This window comes from Nucisporomicrobium flavum (assembly GCF_016464385.1).
Classification (GTDB): domain Bacteria; phylum Actinomycetota; class Actinomycetes; order Mycobacteriales; family Micromonosporaceae; genus Actinoplanes; species Actinoplanes flavus_A.
The window spans coordinates 3,267-18,422 of the sequence record NZ_JADMLH010000009.1 but is presented as its reverse complement, the minus strand read 5'-3'; the positions used below and the strand labels follow the sequence as shown (position 1 = coordinate 18,422).

At 72.1% G+C, this 15,156-nt stretch carries 16 protein-coding genes; 10 read left to right on the top strand and 6 right to left on the bottom strand.

Annotated features, from left to right (window positions below; all coding sequences use genetic code 11):
* Positions 1 to 42: 42 nt before the first annotated feature.
* Positions 43 to 705, bottom strand: coding sequence for a SanA/YdcF family protein (locus tag IT780_RS21730; protein WP_307831304.1), 663 nt, complete (start codon positions 703 to 705; stop codon positions 43 to 45).
* 45 nt (positions 706 to 750) lie between these two features.
* On the opposite strand from IT780_RS21730, the gene IT780_RS21725 reads away from it, so the two are divergent.
* Positions 751 to 1,485, top strand: a complete 735-nt coding sequence (locus tag IT780_RS21725) for a GNAT family N-acetyltransferase (protein WP_233413294.1) — start codon at positions 751 to 753, stop codon at positions 1,483 to 1,485.
* Here IT780_RS21725 and IT780_RS21720 read toward each other — a convergent pair.
* The 5 genes from IT780_RS21720 to IT780_RS21700 all read right to left on the bottom strand — a co-directional run bounded on the left by IT780_RS21720 (position 1,455) and on the right by IT780_RS21700 (position 6,381).
* On the bottom strand, positions 1,455 to 2,291 hold the full coding sequence (locus tag IT780_RS21720; protein ID WP_199513469.1) for an NAD-dependent epimerase/dehydratase family protein: 837 nt from the start codon (positions 2,289 to 2,291) through the stop codon (positions 1,455 to 1,457). The genes IT780_RS21725 and IT780_RS21720 overlap by 31 nt on opposite strands.
* A complete protein-coding gene (locus tag IT780_RS21715) occupies positions 2,288 to 3,199 on the bottom strand; it encodes a phosphotransferase (protein ID WP_199513468.1) in 912 nt (303 codons plus the stop codon). Before IT780_RS21715 ends, IT780_RS21720 begins: the two co-directional genes overlap by 4 nt.
* Positions 3,200 to 3,209: 10 nt before the next feature.
* On the bottom strand, positions 3,210 to 5,453 hold the full coding sequence (locus tag IT780_RS21710) for an exo-beta-d-1,3/1,6-glucosidase (RefSeq protein WP_199513467.1): 2,244 nt from the start codon (positions 5,451 to 5,453) through the stop codon (positions 3,210 to 3,212).
* Positions 5,454 to 5,639: 186 nt separating this feature from the next.
* A complete protein-coding gene (locus IT780_RS21705) occupies positions 5,640 to 5,873 on the bottom strand; it encodes a hypothetical protein (protein WP_199513466.1) in 234 nt (77 codons plus the stop codon).
* A 10-nt stretch (positions 5,874 to 5,883) separates the two neighbouring features.
* Positions 5,884 to 6,381, bottom strand: coding sequence for a maleylpyruvate isomerase family mycothiol-dependent enzyme (locus tag IT780_RS21700; RefSeq protein WP_199513465.1), 498 nt, complete (start codon positions 6,379 to 6,381; stop codon positions 5,884 to 5,886).
* A 106-nt stretch (positions 6,382 to 6,487) separates the two neighbouring features.
* Between IT780_RS21700 and IT780_RS21695 the strand changes: the two genes are divergently transcribed.
* From IT780_RS21695 to argG, 9 genes are all read left to right on the top strand, one after another.
* Positions 6,488 to 7,213 carry a trimeric intracellular cation channel family protein gene (locus IT780_RS21695; RefSeq protein ID WP_199513464.1) on the top strand — a complete coding sequence of 242 codons (726 nt, stop codon included), beginning with the start codon at positions 6,488 to 6,490 and terminating at the stop codon, positions 7,211 to 7,213.
* 78 nt (positions 7,214 to 7,291) lie between these two features.
* Positions 7,292 to 8,293 carry an N-acetyl-gamma-glutamyl-phosphate reductase gene (argC, locus tag IT780_RS21690; RefSeq protein ID WP_199513463.1) on the top strand — a complete coding sequence of 334 codons (1,002 nt, stop codon included), beginning with the start codon at positions 7,292 to 7,294 and terminating at the stop codon, positions 8,291 to 8,293.
* Complete coding sequence (gene argJ, locus IT780_RS21685; RefSeq protein ID WP_199513462.1) at positions 8,290 to 9,462, top strand: bifunctional glutamate N-acetyltransferase/amino-acid acetyltransferase ArgJ; 1,173 nt, start codon at positions 8,290 to 8,292, stop codon at positions 9,460 to 9,462. The genes argC and argJ overlap by 4 nt, the downstream gene beginning before the upstream one ends.
* Entirely contained in the window at positions 9,459 to 10,325 is an 867-nt protein-coding gene (argB, locus tag IT780_RS21680) for an acetylglutamate kinase (protein WP_199513461.1), read from the top strand. Before argJ ends, argB begins: the two co-directional genes overlap by 4 nt.
* Entirely contained in the window at positions 10,322 to 11,479 is a 1,158-nt protein-coding gene (locus IT780_RS21675; protein WP_199513460.1) for an acetylornithine transaminase, read from the top strand. Before argB ends, IT780_RS21675 begins: the two co-directional genes overlap by 4 nt.
* Positions 11,476 to 12,405 (top strand): ornithine carbamoyltransferase, encoded by a 930-nt coding sequence (gene argF, locus IT780_RS21670; protein WP_199513459.1) that lies wholly within the window; start codon positions 11,476 to 11,478, stop codon positions 12,403 to 12,405. The genes IT780_RS21675 and argF overlap by 4 nt, the downstream gene beginning before the upstream one ends.
* Positions 12,402 to 12,905, top strand: coding sequence for an arginine repressor (locus IT780_RS21665; RefSeq protein ID WP_199513458.1), 504 nt, complete (start codon positions 12,402 to 12,404; stop codon positions 12,903 to 12,905). The genes argF and IT780_RS21665 overlap by 4 nt, the downstream gene beginning before the upstream one ends.
* Positions 12,902 to 13,804, top strand: coding sequence for a hypothetical protein (locus IT780_RS21660; RefSeq protein WP_307831303.1), 903 nt, complete (start codon positions 12,902 to 12,904; stop codon positions 13,802 to 13,804). Before IT780_RS21665 ends, IT780_RS21660 begins: the two co-directional genes overlap by 4 nt.
* Positions 13,804 to 15,036 (top strand): argininosuccinate synthase, encoded by a 1,233-nt coding sequence (gene argG, locus IT780_RS21655; protein WP_199513457.1) that lies wholly within the window; start codon positions 13,804 to 13,806, stop codon positions 15,034 to 15,036. The genes IT780_RS21660 and argG overlap by 1 nt, the downstream gene beginning before the upstream one ends.
* The last annotated feature ends 120 nt before the right edge of the window (positions 15,037 to 15,156 follow it).

Genomic DNA, 15,156 nt, shown 5'->3' with positions numbered 1-15,156 from the left:
GGGCCAGCCCGCCGGCGAAGGTGCGGCTAACCGCACCAGGGCTCAGGAGCTGACCGCGACCTCGACGCCGGCCTCGTGCGGGCCGAGGAACACCGGGTCGCGCCCCGACACCACGTCGAGCAGCGCCTTGACCACCGCGCCGCGCTCGCGGACCACGCTGTTGCGCCACGGCTCCTCGTACACGCGGACGCTGTCGTCGGCCACGCCGGAGGCCGCCACGCCGAGCCTGCGGCACAGGGCCACCGCGCGGTCGATGTGGTACGTCTGCGTCACCACGATCGCCTTGTCCACGCCGAAGACCCGCTTGGCCCGGGCACACGAGTCGTACGTGTCGAAGCCGGCGTGGTCCAGCACGACGCGGGCGCTGGGCACACCGTGGTCGACGAGCCACTCGAACATCGCGCCGGGCTCGTTGTAGCCCCACTCCCGGTGGTCGCCGGACACGAGGATCGCCTTCACCTTGCCCGCGGCGAGCAGTTCACGGGCGAGCTCTAGGCGGGCGGCGAGGAACGGCGAGGGGCTGCCGTCGGCGTACACCTCCGCGCCGAGGACGAGGGCCACGGGCGCGGCCGGCGCGTCGTCCACCGAGGTGACGTGGCCGTGGGCGGCCGCGCGTACCCACAGGTCACCGGCGGCCATGGCCAGCACCGCCGCCGCCACGCCCAGCGCTCCGGCAACGACGATCTTCCTCAGGTAGGCGCGCACGGGGCGAGAATGCCAGGCCCGCGCAACCGGGGCATCATGGGGGTGATGATCTCCCTGGACCGCATCTCCCTGGACCGCATCGCCGCCGGTGACGACCCGCTGCTGCTGTGGGCCTCGCAGGACATGCGGCCCGCCGTACGCGCCTGGGCGCTGGGCGACGCGGCGGCGGTGGCCTGCCCGGACGTGTCCCGCCGCGACCGCCTGGCGCTGCGCGGCAGCCCGGCCGACGTCGCCGCGCTCGTGGACCGCATCCGCCCCGAGGTCGCCGGCTACCACGCGGTCGGCGACGAGGGCCTCATCGAGGCGATCCCGGGCCTGGTCGTGGAGGGCCGGTTCGGCTGGATGGACACCACCGCGCCGACGGGCCTGCCACCACGTTCCGAGCCGCGCTGGCTGGACGACGACGCCGAGGTCGCGGCGTTCCTCGACGAGCATCATCCGGGCTCGTGGGCGTACCCCGGCGGCAGCGGCGTGACGAGGTGGGCCGGCATCCGCGCGGGGACCGGGGAGCTGCTGGCCGTGGGCGCCGACGCGTGGTCCGTGACGGAGATCGGGTTCATCGCCGGGGTGGCCACCCGTACGGACGCGCGGGGGAGGGGGCTCGGGCGTGACCTGTGCGCGTTCCTGACCGACGAGCTGCTCGCCGGGCGGGACCGGGTGGCGCTGTTCGTGGACCACTGGAACGCCGCGGCGGTCCGTACCTACGAGAAGCTGGGCTTCACGATGCGCCGGATCGCCGCGGCGACGTTTCAGTACCGCCAGGAGTGCTCCGGCTCGTAGCCCAGCACGCGGCGCGCCTTGTCGATCGAGAGCAGCGTCTCGTGCTCGCCGAGCTCCTTGGTCACCGGTACGCCCGGGAACACCTCGGCGGCCAGCGACGCGCTGGTGCGGCTCATCACCGTGTCGGCGTTGGCGATGATGAACACCTCTGTGCCCGTACCCTCGAATTCCAGGGCCTTGCGGACCGCCTGCGCGCCGTCGCGGGCGTCGATGTAGCCCCACAGGTTCCAGCTGCGGCTGCGCGGGTCGGCGTCGAACGACGGGAACTCCGCGTAGTCCTCCGGGTCCATGACGTTGGAGAACCGCAGCCCGATCATCTTCAGCTCGGGGTTCCACCGGCAGAACTGCGCGGCCATCTGCTCCTCGAGGTGCTTGACCAGCGAGTACGTCGACTCGGGCCGCGCCGGATACTCCTCGTCCACCGGGATGTACGGCGGCGGCGTGGTGAACGGCAGCCCCAGCACCGTCTCGCTGGAGGCCCACACGACGTTCGTGATGCCCGCGAGCTTCGCCGCCTGGAACACGTTGAAGGTGGCGAGCATGTTGTTGTGGAACGTCGCGGCGTTCGGGAGCAGGCCGGGCGCCGGGATCGCCGCGAGGTGCACGACCGCGTCGACGGAGCCGTACCGGTCGTCGATGCCGGTCAGCGCCTCCGCCGTCTGGCCGTAATCGGTCAGGTCGATGCGGGTCTGCGGCGGCCGCCCGGTGCGGTCCAGGTTCACCACCTCGTAGCCGTGCTCGCCCAGGTGGGCGACCACCGCCCGGCCCAGCTTGCCGTTACCCCCGGTGACCACGACCCGCGTCATCTCAGCCCTCTCTCCACGTTCGCCCGCAACAGCTGCCAGCTTTCCTCGTCCTCCGGGTTCCCGCTGTGCGGGCGACGGAACCGGCGCAGGTCGACACAGAGGTCGTTGATCAGCCAGCGGCGCCGGTACAGCTCGAGCATCGCCGGCTCGACGCGGGTTCCGGTGGCGGCGGTGTACCCGGTGAGGTCGCCGCCGAGCAGCCACAGGTCGCGCTCGGGCGGGGCGAGCAGTGCGGTCTCCCAGTCGATCAGCTTCCAGCCGTCGGCCGCACGCATCGTGTTGCCCGGGTGCGGCTCGCCGTGGGTCAGCACCGACCGTGACCGGTCGGCCGACGCCACGAGCTCGTCGTACCGGTCCAGCTCCGCCCGGATCGGCGCCGCGTGGGTCGCGATCAGCCGGGCGGCGGGCGCCGCGTACGGGCCGGTGTCCGCGACGTCCCCACCGGTCAGGGCCGCTTCCAGCCCGTCACGGTAGGGGATCACGAAGTCGTCGGTCGCCGCCCTGCGGCACACCGCCGGCGGCGCGGCGTGCACCGCGACCAGCATGTCGAGGACGGCGGCCCGGTGACTCGCCGCCGGCCAGTTGCCCCAGGAAAAGCTTTCACCCCATATGTACGGGTACAGCGTCCCCGCATATTTCTCGCCAAGACGCTGCACGGGCCGCACCGGGGCCACCACGAACGGCAGACGCAAAGCCGCCGCGGCGTCCAACGCCCGCCGCAGCCGATGGAACGAGGCATCGGGCTGTTCGGCGTCGAGCTCGTCCACGGTGAGGAACCAGCGCGCCCCCTCGGCGTCCGTGGCCGTCCAGTGGTGGCTGCCCCACCCGACCGGCGCGTACTCCAGCCCGGTCAGCGCGAACGCCCCCCGTAGCACGCCCTCGGGCAGGTCGGCGGGAGGCGTCAGCACGGGACGAGCCTCAGGAGATCCGGAACCGGGCGCGCAGCAGGTTCTTCGGGCGCGAGTTCGGGCCCACGAGCAGGTCGAAGTCGCCGGGCTCGACGACCCGCCGGCCATCCGCGGTCACCAGCGTGCAGTCGGCGGCGGCGACAGCGATGTCAACGGTGACGCTCTCGCCGGGCGCCACGGACACCTGCCGGTACGCCTTCAACTCCCTCGCCGCCCACGTGACGCTGGTGACGAGGTCGCTGATGTACGCCTGCACGGTCTCCAGCGCCGGGCGGCCGCCGGTGTTCGTGAGCTTCACGGTCGCCCGTACCGTGCCGCCGGCGGCCACGTCCGGCTCGGCGATCTCGAGGTCGCTGTACTCGACCGTGGTGTAGCTCAGGCCCTCGCCGAACGCGAACAGCGGGTCCTGGGTGAGGTCGGCGTACCGGTTGCCGTGCTGCCCGCGGATCTGGTTGTAGTAGATCGGCTGCTGGCCGACGTGTCGCGCGGCGGACAGCGGCATCCGCCCGGTCGGCTCGATGTGCCCGAGCACGAGCTCCGCCACCGCCCGGCCGCCTCGCATGCCCGGGTTGAACGCCTGCACGATGGCGGATGCGCGCAGGGCCGACGGCGGCAGCGCGGCAGGCTTCGAGTTCATGAGCACGACGACGGTGGGCGTACCCGTCTCGGCGAGCGCGTCGAGCAGCGCGACCTGACCGCCCTGCAGCTCGAGCGTCGCGGTGGACTTGCTCTCGCCGGTGAGCGCGACCGTGTCGCCGACCACGACGACCGCGTAGTCGGCGGCCCGCGCCACCGCGACCGCCTCGGCGATCATCGCCGGGTCGGCCTCCGCCGGGCGCGAGATCGGCGGCCGGGGCTGCCCGTCGCGGTAGAACTCGCCCTGCGGGTCGGGGACCAGCTTCTCGATGTCCGCGCCGCGGGCGGTGGTGACCGTCCAGTCCGCGGGGGCGACGGCCCGGAAGCCGTCGAGCACGGTCTCGATCAGCTCGCGCGGCTGGCCGTCGGGCATCCAGTCGACCTGGCCGGAGGCGCCGGCCCAGTCGCCGAGCTGGGACTGCGGGGCGTCGGCGTTGGGCCCGATGACCGCGACCGTGCGCGGCTCGCCGGCGGGCAGCGGCAGGGTGCCGTCGTTGGCGAGCAGCACCAGCGAGCGGCGGGCCACCTCGAGGTTGAGCGCGGCGTGGTCCGGGTGCCCGATGACCGCCGCCTGCCGCTGCGCGTCGGGGGCCCGCGGGTTCTCGAACAGGCCGAGCCGGAACTTCAGCCGCAGGATCCGGCGTACGGCGGCATCGATCTCTTCCTCGGCAAGCAGGCCGCGCTCCACCGCGGTCTGCGCACCCTCGAAGAACGCGGGGGTCGTCATGACCAGGTCGTTGCCGGCGCGGACGGCGACGGCCGCGGCCTCCACCGCGTCCGCGCACACCTTCTGCTCCCACACCATGCGCCCGACGTTGTCCCAGTCGGTGACGAGCGTGCCGGTGAAGCCCCACTCGTCCTTGAGCACGTCGTTGAGCAGCCACTTGTTCGCGGTGATCGGCACGCCGTCGATGGACTGGTAGCCCAGCATGAAGATGCTGCAGCCCTCCTTCGCCACCCGCTCGAACGGCGGCAGGAACCAGGCGCGCAGCTTGCGCGGGCTCAGGTCGGCCTCGCTGGCGTCCCGCCCGCCCTGGGTCTCGGAGTAGCCGGCGAAGTGCTTGGCCGTCGCGAGCACGGCGGTCGGGTCGCCGAGGCCGTTGCCCTGGTAGCCGCGGACCATCGCGGAGCCCAGCTCGCCGATGAGGTACGGGTCCTCGCCGAACGTCTCGTCGACGCGGCCCCAGCGCAGGTCCCGGGTGATGCACAGCACGGGGGAGAAGGTCCAGTGGATGCCGGTCGCGGAGACCTCGACCGCGGTGACCCGGGCGACCCGCTCGACCAGCTCGGCGTCCCAGGTGGCGGCCATGGCGAGCTGGGTCGGGAAGACGGTCGCGCCGGGCCAGAAGCCGTGCCCGTGGATGCAGTCCTCGGCGGTGATCAGCGGGATGCCGAGCCGGGTGTTCGCCGCCAGGTCGATCGCCTCGAGCATGCGCTGCGGCGAGGCGTGCAGGATCGACCCGGCGAGGCGCGTGCTGACGGCATCCTTGAGGTCCCGCCGCGCGTCGAGCTGGAGCATCTGCCCGACTTTCTCGGCCAGCGTCATCCGGCCCAGCAGGTCCTCGACCCGCTGGTCGACACTGAGCGAGGGATCACGGTACGGGTCGTCAGGGGCCACGACACTCCTCCGGTCCGACCGCGACACACGGTCTCCGAGCTGCACCACATCGGTGAGCGTCGGAAGTGTCGCACAGCCCGGAACCGGTACCGGCGTCCGCGGGGGTCGGATCTTTGGTCAATGAGTACCGGAACCGTCGGGAACCGGAGTTTTCGGGACGCCTCAGACGCCCGCGTCTCTCCCGGCTCAGGTGCCGGCGTCGCTGTCGTCGATGCTCGGCACCTCGATGCCCACCGTGGTCAGCGCATCGAGGCGGTCCCCGGCGGCCCGCTTCTCGGCCTCGGCAAGCGTCGCGTACTCGGCCTGCACGGAGGGATCCTCAAGGTCCCCGACGCGGTCGAAGAAGCGCTGGGTCGCCCGGACGGCCTCGGCGTACGCGGCGGCGGTCTCCCGGATGCGCAGCAGATCCTGATCAGCCATGCCGACAGTTCTACCCCCGATCGGCCCGCTGAGTCCGCATCGGCTCGGGGAGATCGAGCTCGGCGAAGAACGCCGGCCAGTCCGCGCGGGTGTACCCGGCACCGAGGTCGACGTGGTGCAGCTCGAGCTCGACCAGGCGGCGCAGCAGGACCTGGCGCTTCGGGAACGGAGCGAAGCCCAGGATCGACACCATGTCCTCCCACCGCTCCTCCGGCACGGTCGCGACGGTGTCCCGGAACGACTGCGCCGTCGCCTCCACGTCCGCGACCAGCTCCGCCGCCGTCCGGCCCGAACCGGCCTCGATGTCGGCGTTGCGCGCCTCCTGGCTCGCGTACGGCGCCTCGTCGACGAGGATGTTCCGCAACGCGGTCCCGCCGCGGGCGACATGGGCGAGCACGTGCGCGCGGGTCCAACCGGGGAGCAGGGAAGGCTGCCGTACGTCCGCGTCGGTGAGGCGCCCGGCCGTCTCCAGCAGGCGCGCGGTGGCCTGCTCGATCTCGTTCAGCATGGCGTCGACCCTAAGGGGGGCGCGTCAACAGGCGGACCTGATTCCCGATCGCGCATGGTTGTCGAGCACGGCGGGCCGGCCGGTACGCCGCCACTAGCATGGCCGCGTGTCACTGTACTTTCTGGACCTTATCGGCACTTTCGCGTTCGCCGCATACGGCGCCCACCAGGCACACCGCAGAGGTCTCGACGCGCTCGGAGTGTTCGTCTGTGCCGGGCTCACGGCGGTCGGCGGGGGCACGGTCCGGGAGGTCATCCTGCACGGCCGGCCGGCGTTCCTCCACGATGTCGCGTACGTCCTCTGCATAGCCGCCGGCGCCGTGCTGAGCATCGGGCTGGACCGCAACTTCGAGCAGTTCCAGCGCTACCTGCTAGTGCTGGACGGCATCGGCCTGGCGACGTTCGCGTATCTCGGCGCGGCCCGGGCCGGGCAGGAGGGGCTGGGCCTGACCGGGATGGTGCTGTGCGCGGCCCTGACCGGCGGCGGCGGGGGCGTGATCTGCGACCTGGTGACCCGCCGGGCGCCGACCGTCTTCCACGGTGACTTCTATCTCGTGCCCGCGTGCGTCATGGGCTTGCTGGCGTACGTGATGCGGGACTCGATCCACCGCCCGCTCGTCGTCGCCGGGCTGCTCGTCGGAGTGTTCGCGCTGCACATGTGTGCGGTCGCGCTGCGGTGGCGGATCTGGCGCCCCAGCAGGCCGGTCACGGTGGCCCGGCAGGCTCAGACCGTACGGCTGTCCCGGTCGGCGTTGCTGGCACCGTCCTGGAACGCGCCCACCCGGCGCATGCTGCCCGTCCCTCCCGCGGAGGATTCGGTCCCGTCCCGCTGAGCGGGAGGCGGGTGATACGAGCTTGCTCCCGCATGCCCGCCGTTATACGGTTCTCTGCATAGTCATGCGGAGGTGGGTATGGGAATCCGGGTCGCTGTGGCCGGGGCCAGTGGGTATGCCGGCGGTGAGCTGTTGCGCCTGATCGCCGGGCACCCCGAGCTCGACCTCGTCGCCGCCACGGCGCACACGCAGGCGGGTACGCCCGTCGCGGCCGTGCACCCGCAGCTCGCGGGGTTGGAGCTGACGCTCGGGGTGACCGACGCCGGCACCTTGAGCGACGCGGACCTCGTGTTCCTCGCGCTCCCGCACGGGCAGTCGGCGGCCCTGGCCGCGCAGCTGCCCGGCGGGGTGAAGATCGTCGACCTGGGCGCGGACTTCCGGTTGCGTGACGCCGTGGCCTGGGAGCGTCACTACGGTGGCGCGCACGCCGGCACGTGGACGTACGGCCTTCCCGAGCTGCCCGGGCAGCGCGAAGCGATCGCCGCGAGCGACCGGGTCGCCAACACCGGCTGCTATGCGGCCACCATCACGCTCGCGCTCGCCCCGCTGATCGCCGCCGGGGTCGCCGATCCCGCCGACGTCGTGGTGGTCGCCGCCTCCGGCACGTCCGGGGCCGGCCGGGCGGCGAAGGTGAACCTGCTCGGCAGCGAGGTGATGGGGGACCTGTCGCCGTACAAGGTGGGTGCGCACCAGCACGTGCCGGAGATCAAGCAGGCCACCGGCGCCGACTCGCTGTCGATGACGCCGGTGCTCGCCCCGATGCCGCGCGGGATCCTCGCGACCGTCACGGCGAGGCCGATCGGGCGTACGCACCCGCGTGACGTGCTGGCCGCCGCGTACGCGGACGAGCCGTTCGTGCACCTGCTGCCCGAGGGCGCCTGGCCGCACACGGCCGCGACGCTCGGGTCGAACTCGTGCCATCTGCAGTCGACGCTGGACGTCGACTCCGGGCGCATCGTCGTGGTCAGCGCGCTGGACAACCTCGGCAAGGGTGCGGCCGCGCAGGCCGTACAGTGCGCCAATCTGATGCTCGGCCTGCCCGAGACGGCCGGCCTGTCGGTGTTCGGGGTGGCGCCGTGACCGTCACCTCCCCGAAGGGTTTCCGGGCCTCCGGCGTCGCCGCCGGACTCAAGGCCAGCGGCGGAGCGGACGTCGCGCTCGTGGTCAACGACGGTCCCGACGCGACCGTGGCCGGCGTCTTCACCGGCAATCGGGTCAAGGCCGCGCCCGTGCTGTGGAGCCAGCAGGTGCTCAAGGGCGGCGTCATCCGCGCCGTCGTGCTGAACTCCGGCGGCGCCAACGCGTGCACCGGCACGCAGGGCTTCCGCGACACCCACGCCACCGCCGAGCACGTCGCCTCGGTGCTGCGCGGCGGGCCGAAGCCGCTGCTGATCGGCGCCGGTGACGTCGCGGTCTGCTCGACGGGACTGATCGGTGAGCTGCTTCCCATGGACAAGCTGCTGCCCGGCGTGACCGCGGCGGTGAAGCAGCTCGGCACCGACGGCGGTGGGCGGGCCGCCGAGGCCATCATGACGACCGACACGGTCGCGAAGAACGTGCACGTCGTGCGGGAGGGCTGGTCGGTCGGCGGGATCGCCAAGGGCGCCGGAATGCTCGCCCCCGCCCTGGCCACCATGCTCGTCGTGCTGACCACGGACGCGGTCGCCGGCTCGGAGGCGCTGGACACCGCGCTGCGCGAGGCCACCCGGGTGACCTTCGACCGCATCGACGCCGACGGGTGCATGTCCACCAACGACACCGTGCTGCTGCTGGCCAGCGGCGCCTCGGATGTGCAGCCCAGCCAGGAGGAGCTGACCGCCGCGGTCACCGCCGCCTGCCACGACCTCGCGCAGCAGCTCATCGCCGACGCCGAGGGCGCGACCAAGCACGTGGCGATCCAGGTGATGGGCGCCGCCAGCGAGGCCGACGCGGTCGAGGTCGGCCGGTCGGTGGCCGGGAACAACCTGGTCAAGACCGCGCTGTTCGGCAACGACCCCAACTGGGGCCGCATCCTCGCCGCGGTGGGTACGACCGGCGCGGCGTTCACCCCGGACCGGGTCGACGTGGGCGTGAACGGCGTGTGGGTGTGCAGGGGCGGCGCCGCCGCGGAGGACCGGTCCAAGGTCGACCTGCGCGGCCGGGACGTCACGATCCAGGTGCACCTGCACGAGGGGGAGATGGACGCGACGATCTGGACCACGGACCTGAGCCACGCGTACGTGCACGAGAACTCGGCGTACAGCACATGACCCCGCAGGAGAAGGCGGCCGTCCTCATCGAGTCGCTGCCGTGGCTGGAACGCTTCCACGGCTCGACCGTCGTCATCAAGTACGGCGGCAACGCGATGATCAAGCCGGAGCTGCAGCGCGCGTTCGCCGCCGACATGGTCTTCCTGCGGTACGCCGGCATCAAACCCGTCGTGGTGCACGGCGGCGGCCCGCAGATCTCGGCCATGCTCGGCAAGCTCGGCATCGAGAGCGAGTTCCGCGGCGGCCTGCGCGTCACCACGCCGGAGGCGATGGACGTCGTGCGCATGGTGCTCGTCGGCCAGGTCGGGCGCGAGCTCGTCGGGCTGATCAACGAGCACGGCCCGTTCGCCGTGGGCCTCTCCGGCGAGGACGCCCGGCTGTTCACCGCCGTACGCCGGCACGCCGTGGTCGAGGGCGAGCTGGTCGACATCGGGCAGGTCGGCGACGTGGCGCAGGTGGACACCTCGGCCGTCGACGACCTCATCGCCGCCGGTCGCATCCCCGTCGTCGCCACCGTCGCGCCCGACGCCGACGGAGTGGTGCACAACGTCAACGCCGACACCGCCGCGGCCGCGCTGGCCGTCGCGCTCGGCGCCCGCAAGCTCGTCGTGCTCACCGACGTGCCCGGCCTCTACACGAACTGGCCGGACACGTCGTCGCTCACCTCGCAGATCGACGCGGACGCGCTGGCGAAGCTGCTGCCTGGCCTCGAGTCGGGAATGGCGCCCAAGATGGAGGCATGCCTGCGCGCCGTGCAGGGCGGGGTGCCCGCCGCGCACGTGGTCGACGGCCGGGTCCCGCACTCGACGCTGCTCGAAGTCTTCACCTCGGAAGGATTCGGAACGATGGTGGTCCCCTCATGAGCGCTCTCGTCGAACGCTGGCAGCAGAGCCTGATGAACAACTACGGCACCCCGTCGCTGGCCCTGGTCAGCGGCTCGGGAGCGGTGCTGACGGCCGAGGACGGCAGCGAGTACGTCGACATGCTCGGCGGCATCGCGGTCAACGCGCTCGGGCACGCCCACCCGGCCGTGGTGCAGGCCGTCACCCAGCAGATCTCGACGCTCGGGCACGTCTCCAACTTCTACGTCGCCGAGCCACCGGTCGCCCTCGCCGAGCTGCTGCTGGCGCTCGCGGGCCGGCCCGGCCGGGTCGTGTTCGGCAACTCCGGCGCGGAGGCCAACGAGGCCGCGTTCAAGCTGTCCCGGCTCACCGGGCGCACCCACGTCGTCTCGACCCACGGCGGCTTCCACGGCCGCACGATGGGTGCGCTCGCGCTGACCGGCCAGCCCGCGAAGGCGGACCCGTTCCGGCCGCTGCCGGGAGACGTCACCCATGTCCCGTACGGCGACAGCGAGGCGCTGCGGTCCGCGGTGACCGACGCGACCGCCATGGTGATCCTCGAGCCGATCCAGGGCGAGATGGGTGTCGTCGTCCCGCCGCCCGGCTACCTCGCCGCCGCCCGGGAGATCTGTACGCGTACCGGCGCGCTGCTGGTCCTCGACGAGGTGCAGACGGGCATCGGGCGCACCGGGCACTGGTTCCACCACCAGAGCGAGGGCGTCGAGCCGGACGTCGTGACGCTCGCCAAGGGCCTCGGCGGCGGGCTGCCGATCGGCGCCTGCATGGCCTTCGGCGCGGCGGCCGACCTGTTCGGCCCCGGCTCGCACGGCACCACGTTCGGCGGCAACCCGATCAGCTGCGCGGCGGGCCTCGCGGTGATCCGGACGATCGCGGGCGAGGGACTGCTCGACCACGTCAAGCGGGTCGGCGAGCTGATCCGACGCGGCATCGAGGGGCTGCACCACCCGCTGGTCTCCGGCGTCCGCGGCGCAGGGCTGCTGCTGGGCATCGTGCTGACCGAGAACGCGTCCGCGGAGCTCGCGGGCAAGCTGCGCGACAAGGGCTTCCTCGTCAACGCCGTCCAGCCGGACGCGATCCGGCTCGCGCCACCCCTCATCCTCACCAGCGAGCAGGCGGAGTCCTTCGTCGCCGCCTTCCGGGAGGTCCTCCCATGATCCGCCATTTCCTGCGTGACGACGACCTGAGCCCCGCCGAGCAGGCGGAGGTGCTGGAGCTGGCGGCCGCGATGAAGGCCGACCGCTTCGGCCACCGGCCGCTGGACGGGCCGAAGACGGTCGCGGTCTTCTTCGACAAGGTGAGCCTGCGGACCCGGCTGTCGTTCGAGGCCGGCATCTGCGAGCTGGGCGGCAACGCGATCATCGTGGACACCCAGGCGACGCACTTCGGCCGGGGCGAGTCGCTCGCGGACGCCGGGCGGGTCGTGTCCCGGTACGCCGCGGCCATGGTGTTCCGCACCTCCGGCGACGAGCGCCTCGCGGAACTGGCCTCCGACGTGCACGTACCCGTGGTCAACGCGCTCACCGACGGCTTCCACCCCTGCCAGCTCCTCGCGGACCTGCAGACGGTCCGGGAACGGCTGGGCGGCACGGCCGGGCGCACCCTTACGTACGTCGGGGACGCGGCGAACAACATGGCGCACTCGTATCTGCTGGCCGGGGCGACCGCGGGCATGCACGTGCGGGTCGCCGGGCCGGCCGGGTTCGACCCCGATCCCGCGGTGGTGGCCCGGGCCCAGGAGATCGCCGCCGGCACCGGGGGCTCGGTGAGCGTGCTGCGGGACCCGTACGAGGCCGCGAAGGGCGCCGACGTGCTGGCCACCGACGCGTGGACGTCCATGGGTCAGGAGGACGACGGGATCGACCGGCGGACGCCGTTCTGGCCGTACCAGATCAACCAGGACCTGCTGGCCGCGGCCGCACCCGGCGCGATCGTGCTGCACTGCCTGCCCGCCCACCGCGGTGAGGAGATCACCGACGAGGTGATGGACGGCCCGCAGAGCGCGGTCTTCGACCAGGCCGAGAACCGCCTGCACGCGCAGAAGGCGCTGCTGGCCTGGCTCCTGGAGGCCTCCTCCTCATGACCGGTCCCGGCACGCGTGCAGCGCGGCACGCGCGCATCGTCGACCTCGTCCGGGACAAGGCCGTGCGGTCCCAGACCGAGCTGGCCGAGCTCCTGGCGCTCGACGGCGTGCAGGTCACCCAGGCCACGCTGTCGCGCGACCTCGAGGAGCTCCGCGCCGTTAAAGCCGGTGGCGTGTACGTCATCCCCGAGGACGGCCTGCCCCCGCTGCGCCAGGTGGAGCAGGCACCGGCCCGCCTGGTCCGGCTGCTGCGTGAGCTGCTGAACTCGGTGGACGTCAGCGGCAACCTCGTGGTGCTGCGGGTGCCGCCGGGCGCGGCGCAGTTCCTGGCCAGCGCGCTGGACCGTTCCGGGCTGCCCGACGTCGTGGGCACCATCGCCGGCGACGACACGATCCTGGTGGTGGCCCGCGAGCCCGCCACCGACACCGGGTCGGGGGCCCGGCTCGCCGAGAAGCTGACGGCCTGGAGCCGTACGGACAACGAAGGGACCCTGCCGTGATCGCGCAGCAGCCCGCCGTCGAGGCCTTCTTCCCGGGCTTCGCCGACAACATGCAGAAGCTCCAGGCCCGCGGGCTCGAGTTCTACCTGGCCTCCAACGACACGCTGCGCCCGTTCCTCAACGAGGCGCCGTACGGGCACAAGCTCACCTGGCTTGACTTCACCGAGACCACCGGCGACAAGGGCTGGGACACCGGCGAGTTCCTCAACCTGTTCAACGTCATCAACGGCATCGCGTTCGGCGACCGCGGCATCCCGATGCCGCAGTGGGTGATGGTCGACCTCATCCTCATGCCGTCCGCCGCGGTGATCGCCGCGCTGCCGCAGGCGCAGTTCACCGAGACGCTGGAGACCAGCGCGTTCGACGAGGACGCCAAGCGGCACCTGCGCGCGGTCTTCGAGAAGGTCAAGCAGAGCGACTACAACGGCCCGATCCCGATCGGCGGCTACTGCGCGGCGCCCAGCGCGGCCCCCGGCACCTGGGTCGGCTGGTCCCTGTGGTCGGTGATGACCAACGTGGGGCTGGGCCGCGCGCTCAAGGCGCTGGCGCTCTCCGTCTACCAGGCCCGCAAGCTCGACGGCGTCACCCAGTACGACAACACCGCGCTGCGCGTGCACACCCGCTTCGGCCGGCTGCACATCCTGGTCGCGACCGTGCCGTTCCACACCTCGCCGGGCTCGTTCGTCTACGAGAACGACTTCACGGTGCCCGTGACCGAGCGCGAGCCCGAGCCCACGTTCCTGCTGGACCCGTTCGACTACGAGCGCCAGCGCGCCATGCAGAAGGCCATCGAGGCCCGGCAGTCCACGTACTACGTGCTCGCCCCCGGCCACCTCACGAAGGACGGGACGTCGTACGTGCCGATCCTCGAACTCCCGTACTCGCCCGAAGGAAACTGATGTCCAAGCGCAAGATCGTCCTCGCGTTCTCCGGCGGCCTCGACACCTCGTACGCCCTGGTGTCCCTGCGTGAGCAGGGCTGGGAGGTGCTGACCGCCAACATCGACACCGGCGGCCTGCACAGCGGCGAGGCCGACGTGGTCCGCAAGCGCGCCGAGGAGCTGGGCGCGGCGCAGCACTTCGTGATCGACGCCCGCGAGGAGCTGTACGCCCGCGTCATCACGTACGCGATCAAGGCCAACTACCTGCGCAACGGCGGCTACCCGTCGTGCGTGGGCGCCGAGCGGCTGGTGCAGGCCGAGAAGGTCGTGCAGGCGGCGATCGACAACGGCGCGGACGCGGTGGCCCACGGCTCGACCGGCGCCGGCGCCGACCACGTGCGCTACGACTCGGTGATCCGCGCGCTCGCCCCGCAGATGGAGATCATCGCGCCGATCCGCGACGAGCGGCTGACCCGCGAGTACGAGCGCGACTACCTGCGCGAGCGGGGCTTCGAGACGCCCGAGAAGGTCACCACCTACTCGATCAACGAGGGCCTCATCGGCACGTCCATCGGCGGCAAGGAGACGTACGGCTCCTGGGACTACCTGCCCGAGGACGCGTGGACGTACACGAAGTCGATCGCCGACGCTCCCGCCGACGGTGTCGAGCTTGTCCTGGCCTTCGAGAAGGGCGAAGTCGTCTCGGCGACCACTGTGGACGGCACGCCGATCGAGGGGACCGGCAAGGACGCCCCCAACTACGCGATCCTGCGCGCGCTCAACGTGCTAGCGGCCGAGCACGGCGTGGGCCGCGGCATCCACATGGGCTCGACGATGGTCGGCAACCTGGCCCGCGTCGGCTTCGAGGCCCCCGGCATGCTCACGCTGATCGCCGCGCACCGCGAGCTCGAGCGCCTCGTGCTCAGCAACCGGCAGCAGGCCACCAAGGCCCAGCTCGGCAACACGTACGGCGACCTGCTGCACGAGGCCGTCTACTACGACCCGATCCTCGACGACTTCCGCGCGTTCCTGGACAGCAGCCAGCAGCGCGTCACCGGCGAGGTCCGGATCAAGCTGATCAAGGGCAACGTGATCCCGCTGGGCAGCCGCAGCCCGCACAGCCTGCTCGACGCGGCCACCCGCCAGGGCGTCGTCTACGGCTACGGCTCCTCGCTGTGGACCGGCGAGCAGGCCCGCGCCTTCGCCCACATGTACGCCATCCCCGGCGCCATCCAAAAGAACGCGGGATGAAATCCCGCCCTACTCGATGCGTAACCAGAGTCGCACTGCGCCCGTCGTTGTCGGGGGCGCCGTTTTCCGGACGGGGGGGCTTTTCCGGCCCGGGAAAGGGGGACCCCACCACGACCCAAC

Bases quoted from the DNA above. Each gene is read 5' to 3' on its own strand.
- IT780_RS21725 (WP_233413294.1), top strand. From the start codon at position 751: ATGATCTCCCTGGACCGCATCTCCCTGGACCGCATCGCCGCCGGTGAC.
- IT780_RS21720 (WP_199513469.1), bottom strand. From the start codon at position 2,291: ATGACGCGGGTCGTGGTCACCGGGGGTAACGGCAAGCTGGGCCGGGCG.
- IT780_RS21705 (WP_199513466.1), bottom strand. From the start codon at position 5,873: ATGGCTGATCAGGATCTGCTGCGCATCCGGGAGACCGCCGCCGCGTAC.
- IT780_RS21700 (WP_199513465.1), bottom strand. From the start codon at position 6,381: ATGCTGAACGAGATCGAGCAGGCCACCGCGCGCCTGCTGGAGACGGCC.
- argC (WP_199513463.1), top strand. From the start codon at position 7,292: ATGGGAATCCGGGTCGCTGTGGCCGGGGCCAGTGGGTATGCCGGCGGT.
- argB (WP_199513461.1), top strand. From the start codon at position 9,459: ATGACCCCGCAGGAGAAGGCGGCCGTCCTCATCGAGTCGCTGCCGTGG.
- IT780_RS21675 (WP_199513460.1), top strand. From the start codon at position 10,322: ATGAGCGCTCTCGTCGAACGCTGGCAGCAGAGCCTGATGAACAACTAC.
- argF (WP_199513459.1), top strand. From the start codon at position 11,476: ATGATCCGCCATTTCCTGCGTGACGACGACCTGAGCCCCGCCGAGCAG.
- IT780_RS21665 (WP_199513458.1), top strand. From the start codon at position 12,402: ATGACCGGTCCCGGCACGCGTGCAGCGCGGCACGCGCGCATCGTCGAC.
- argG (WP_199513457.1), top strand. From the start codon at position 13,804: ATGTCCAAGCGCAAGATCGTCCTCGCGTTCTCCGGCGGCCTCGACACC.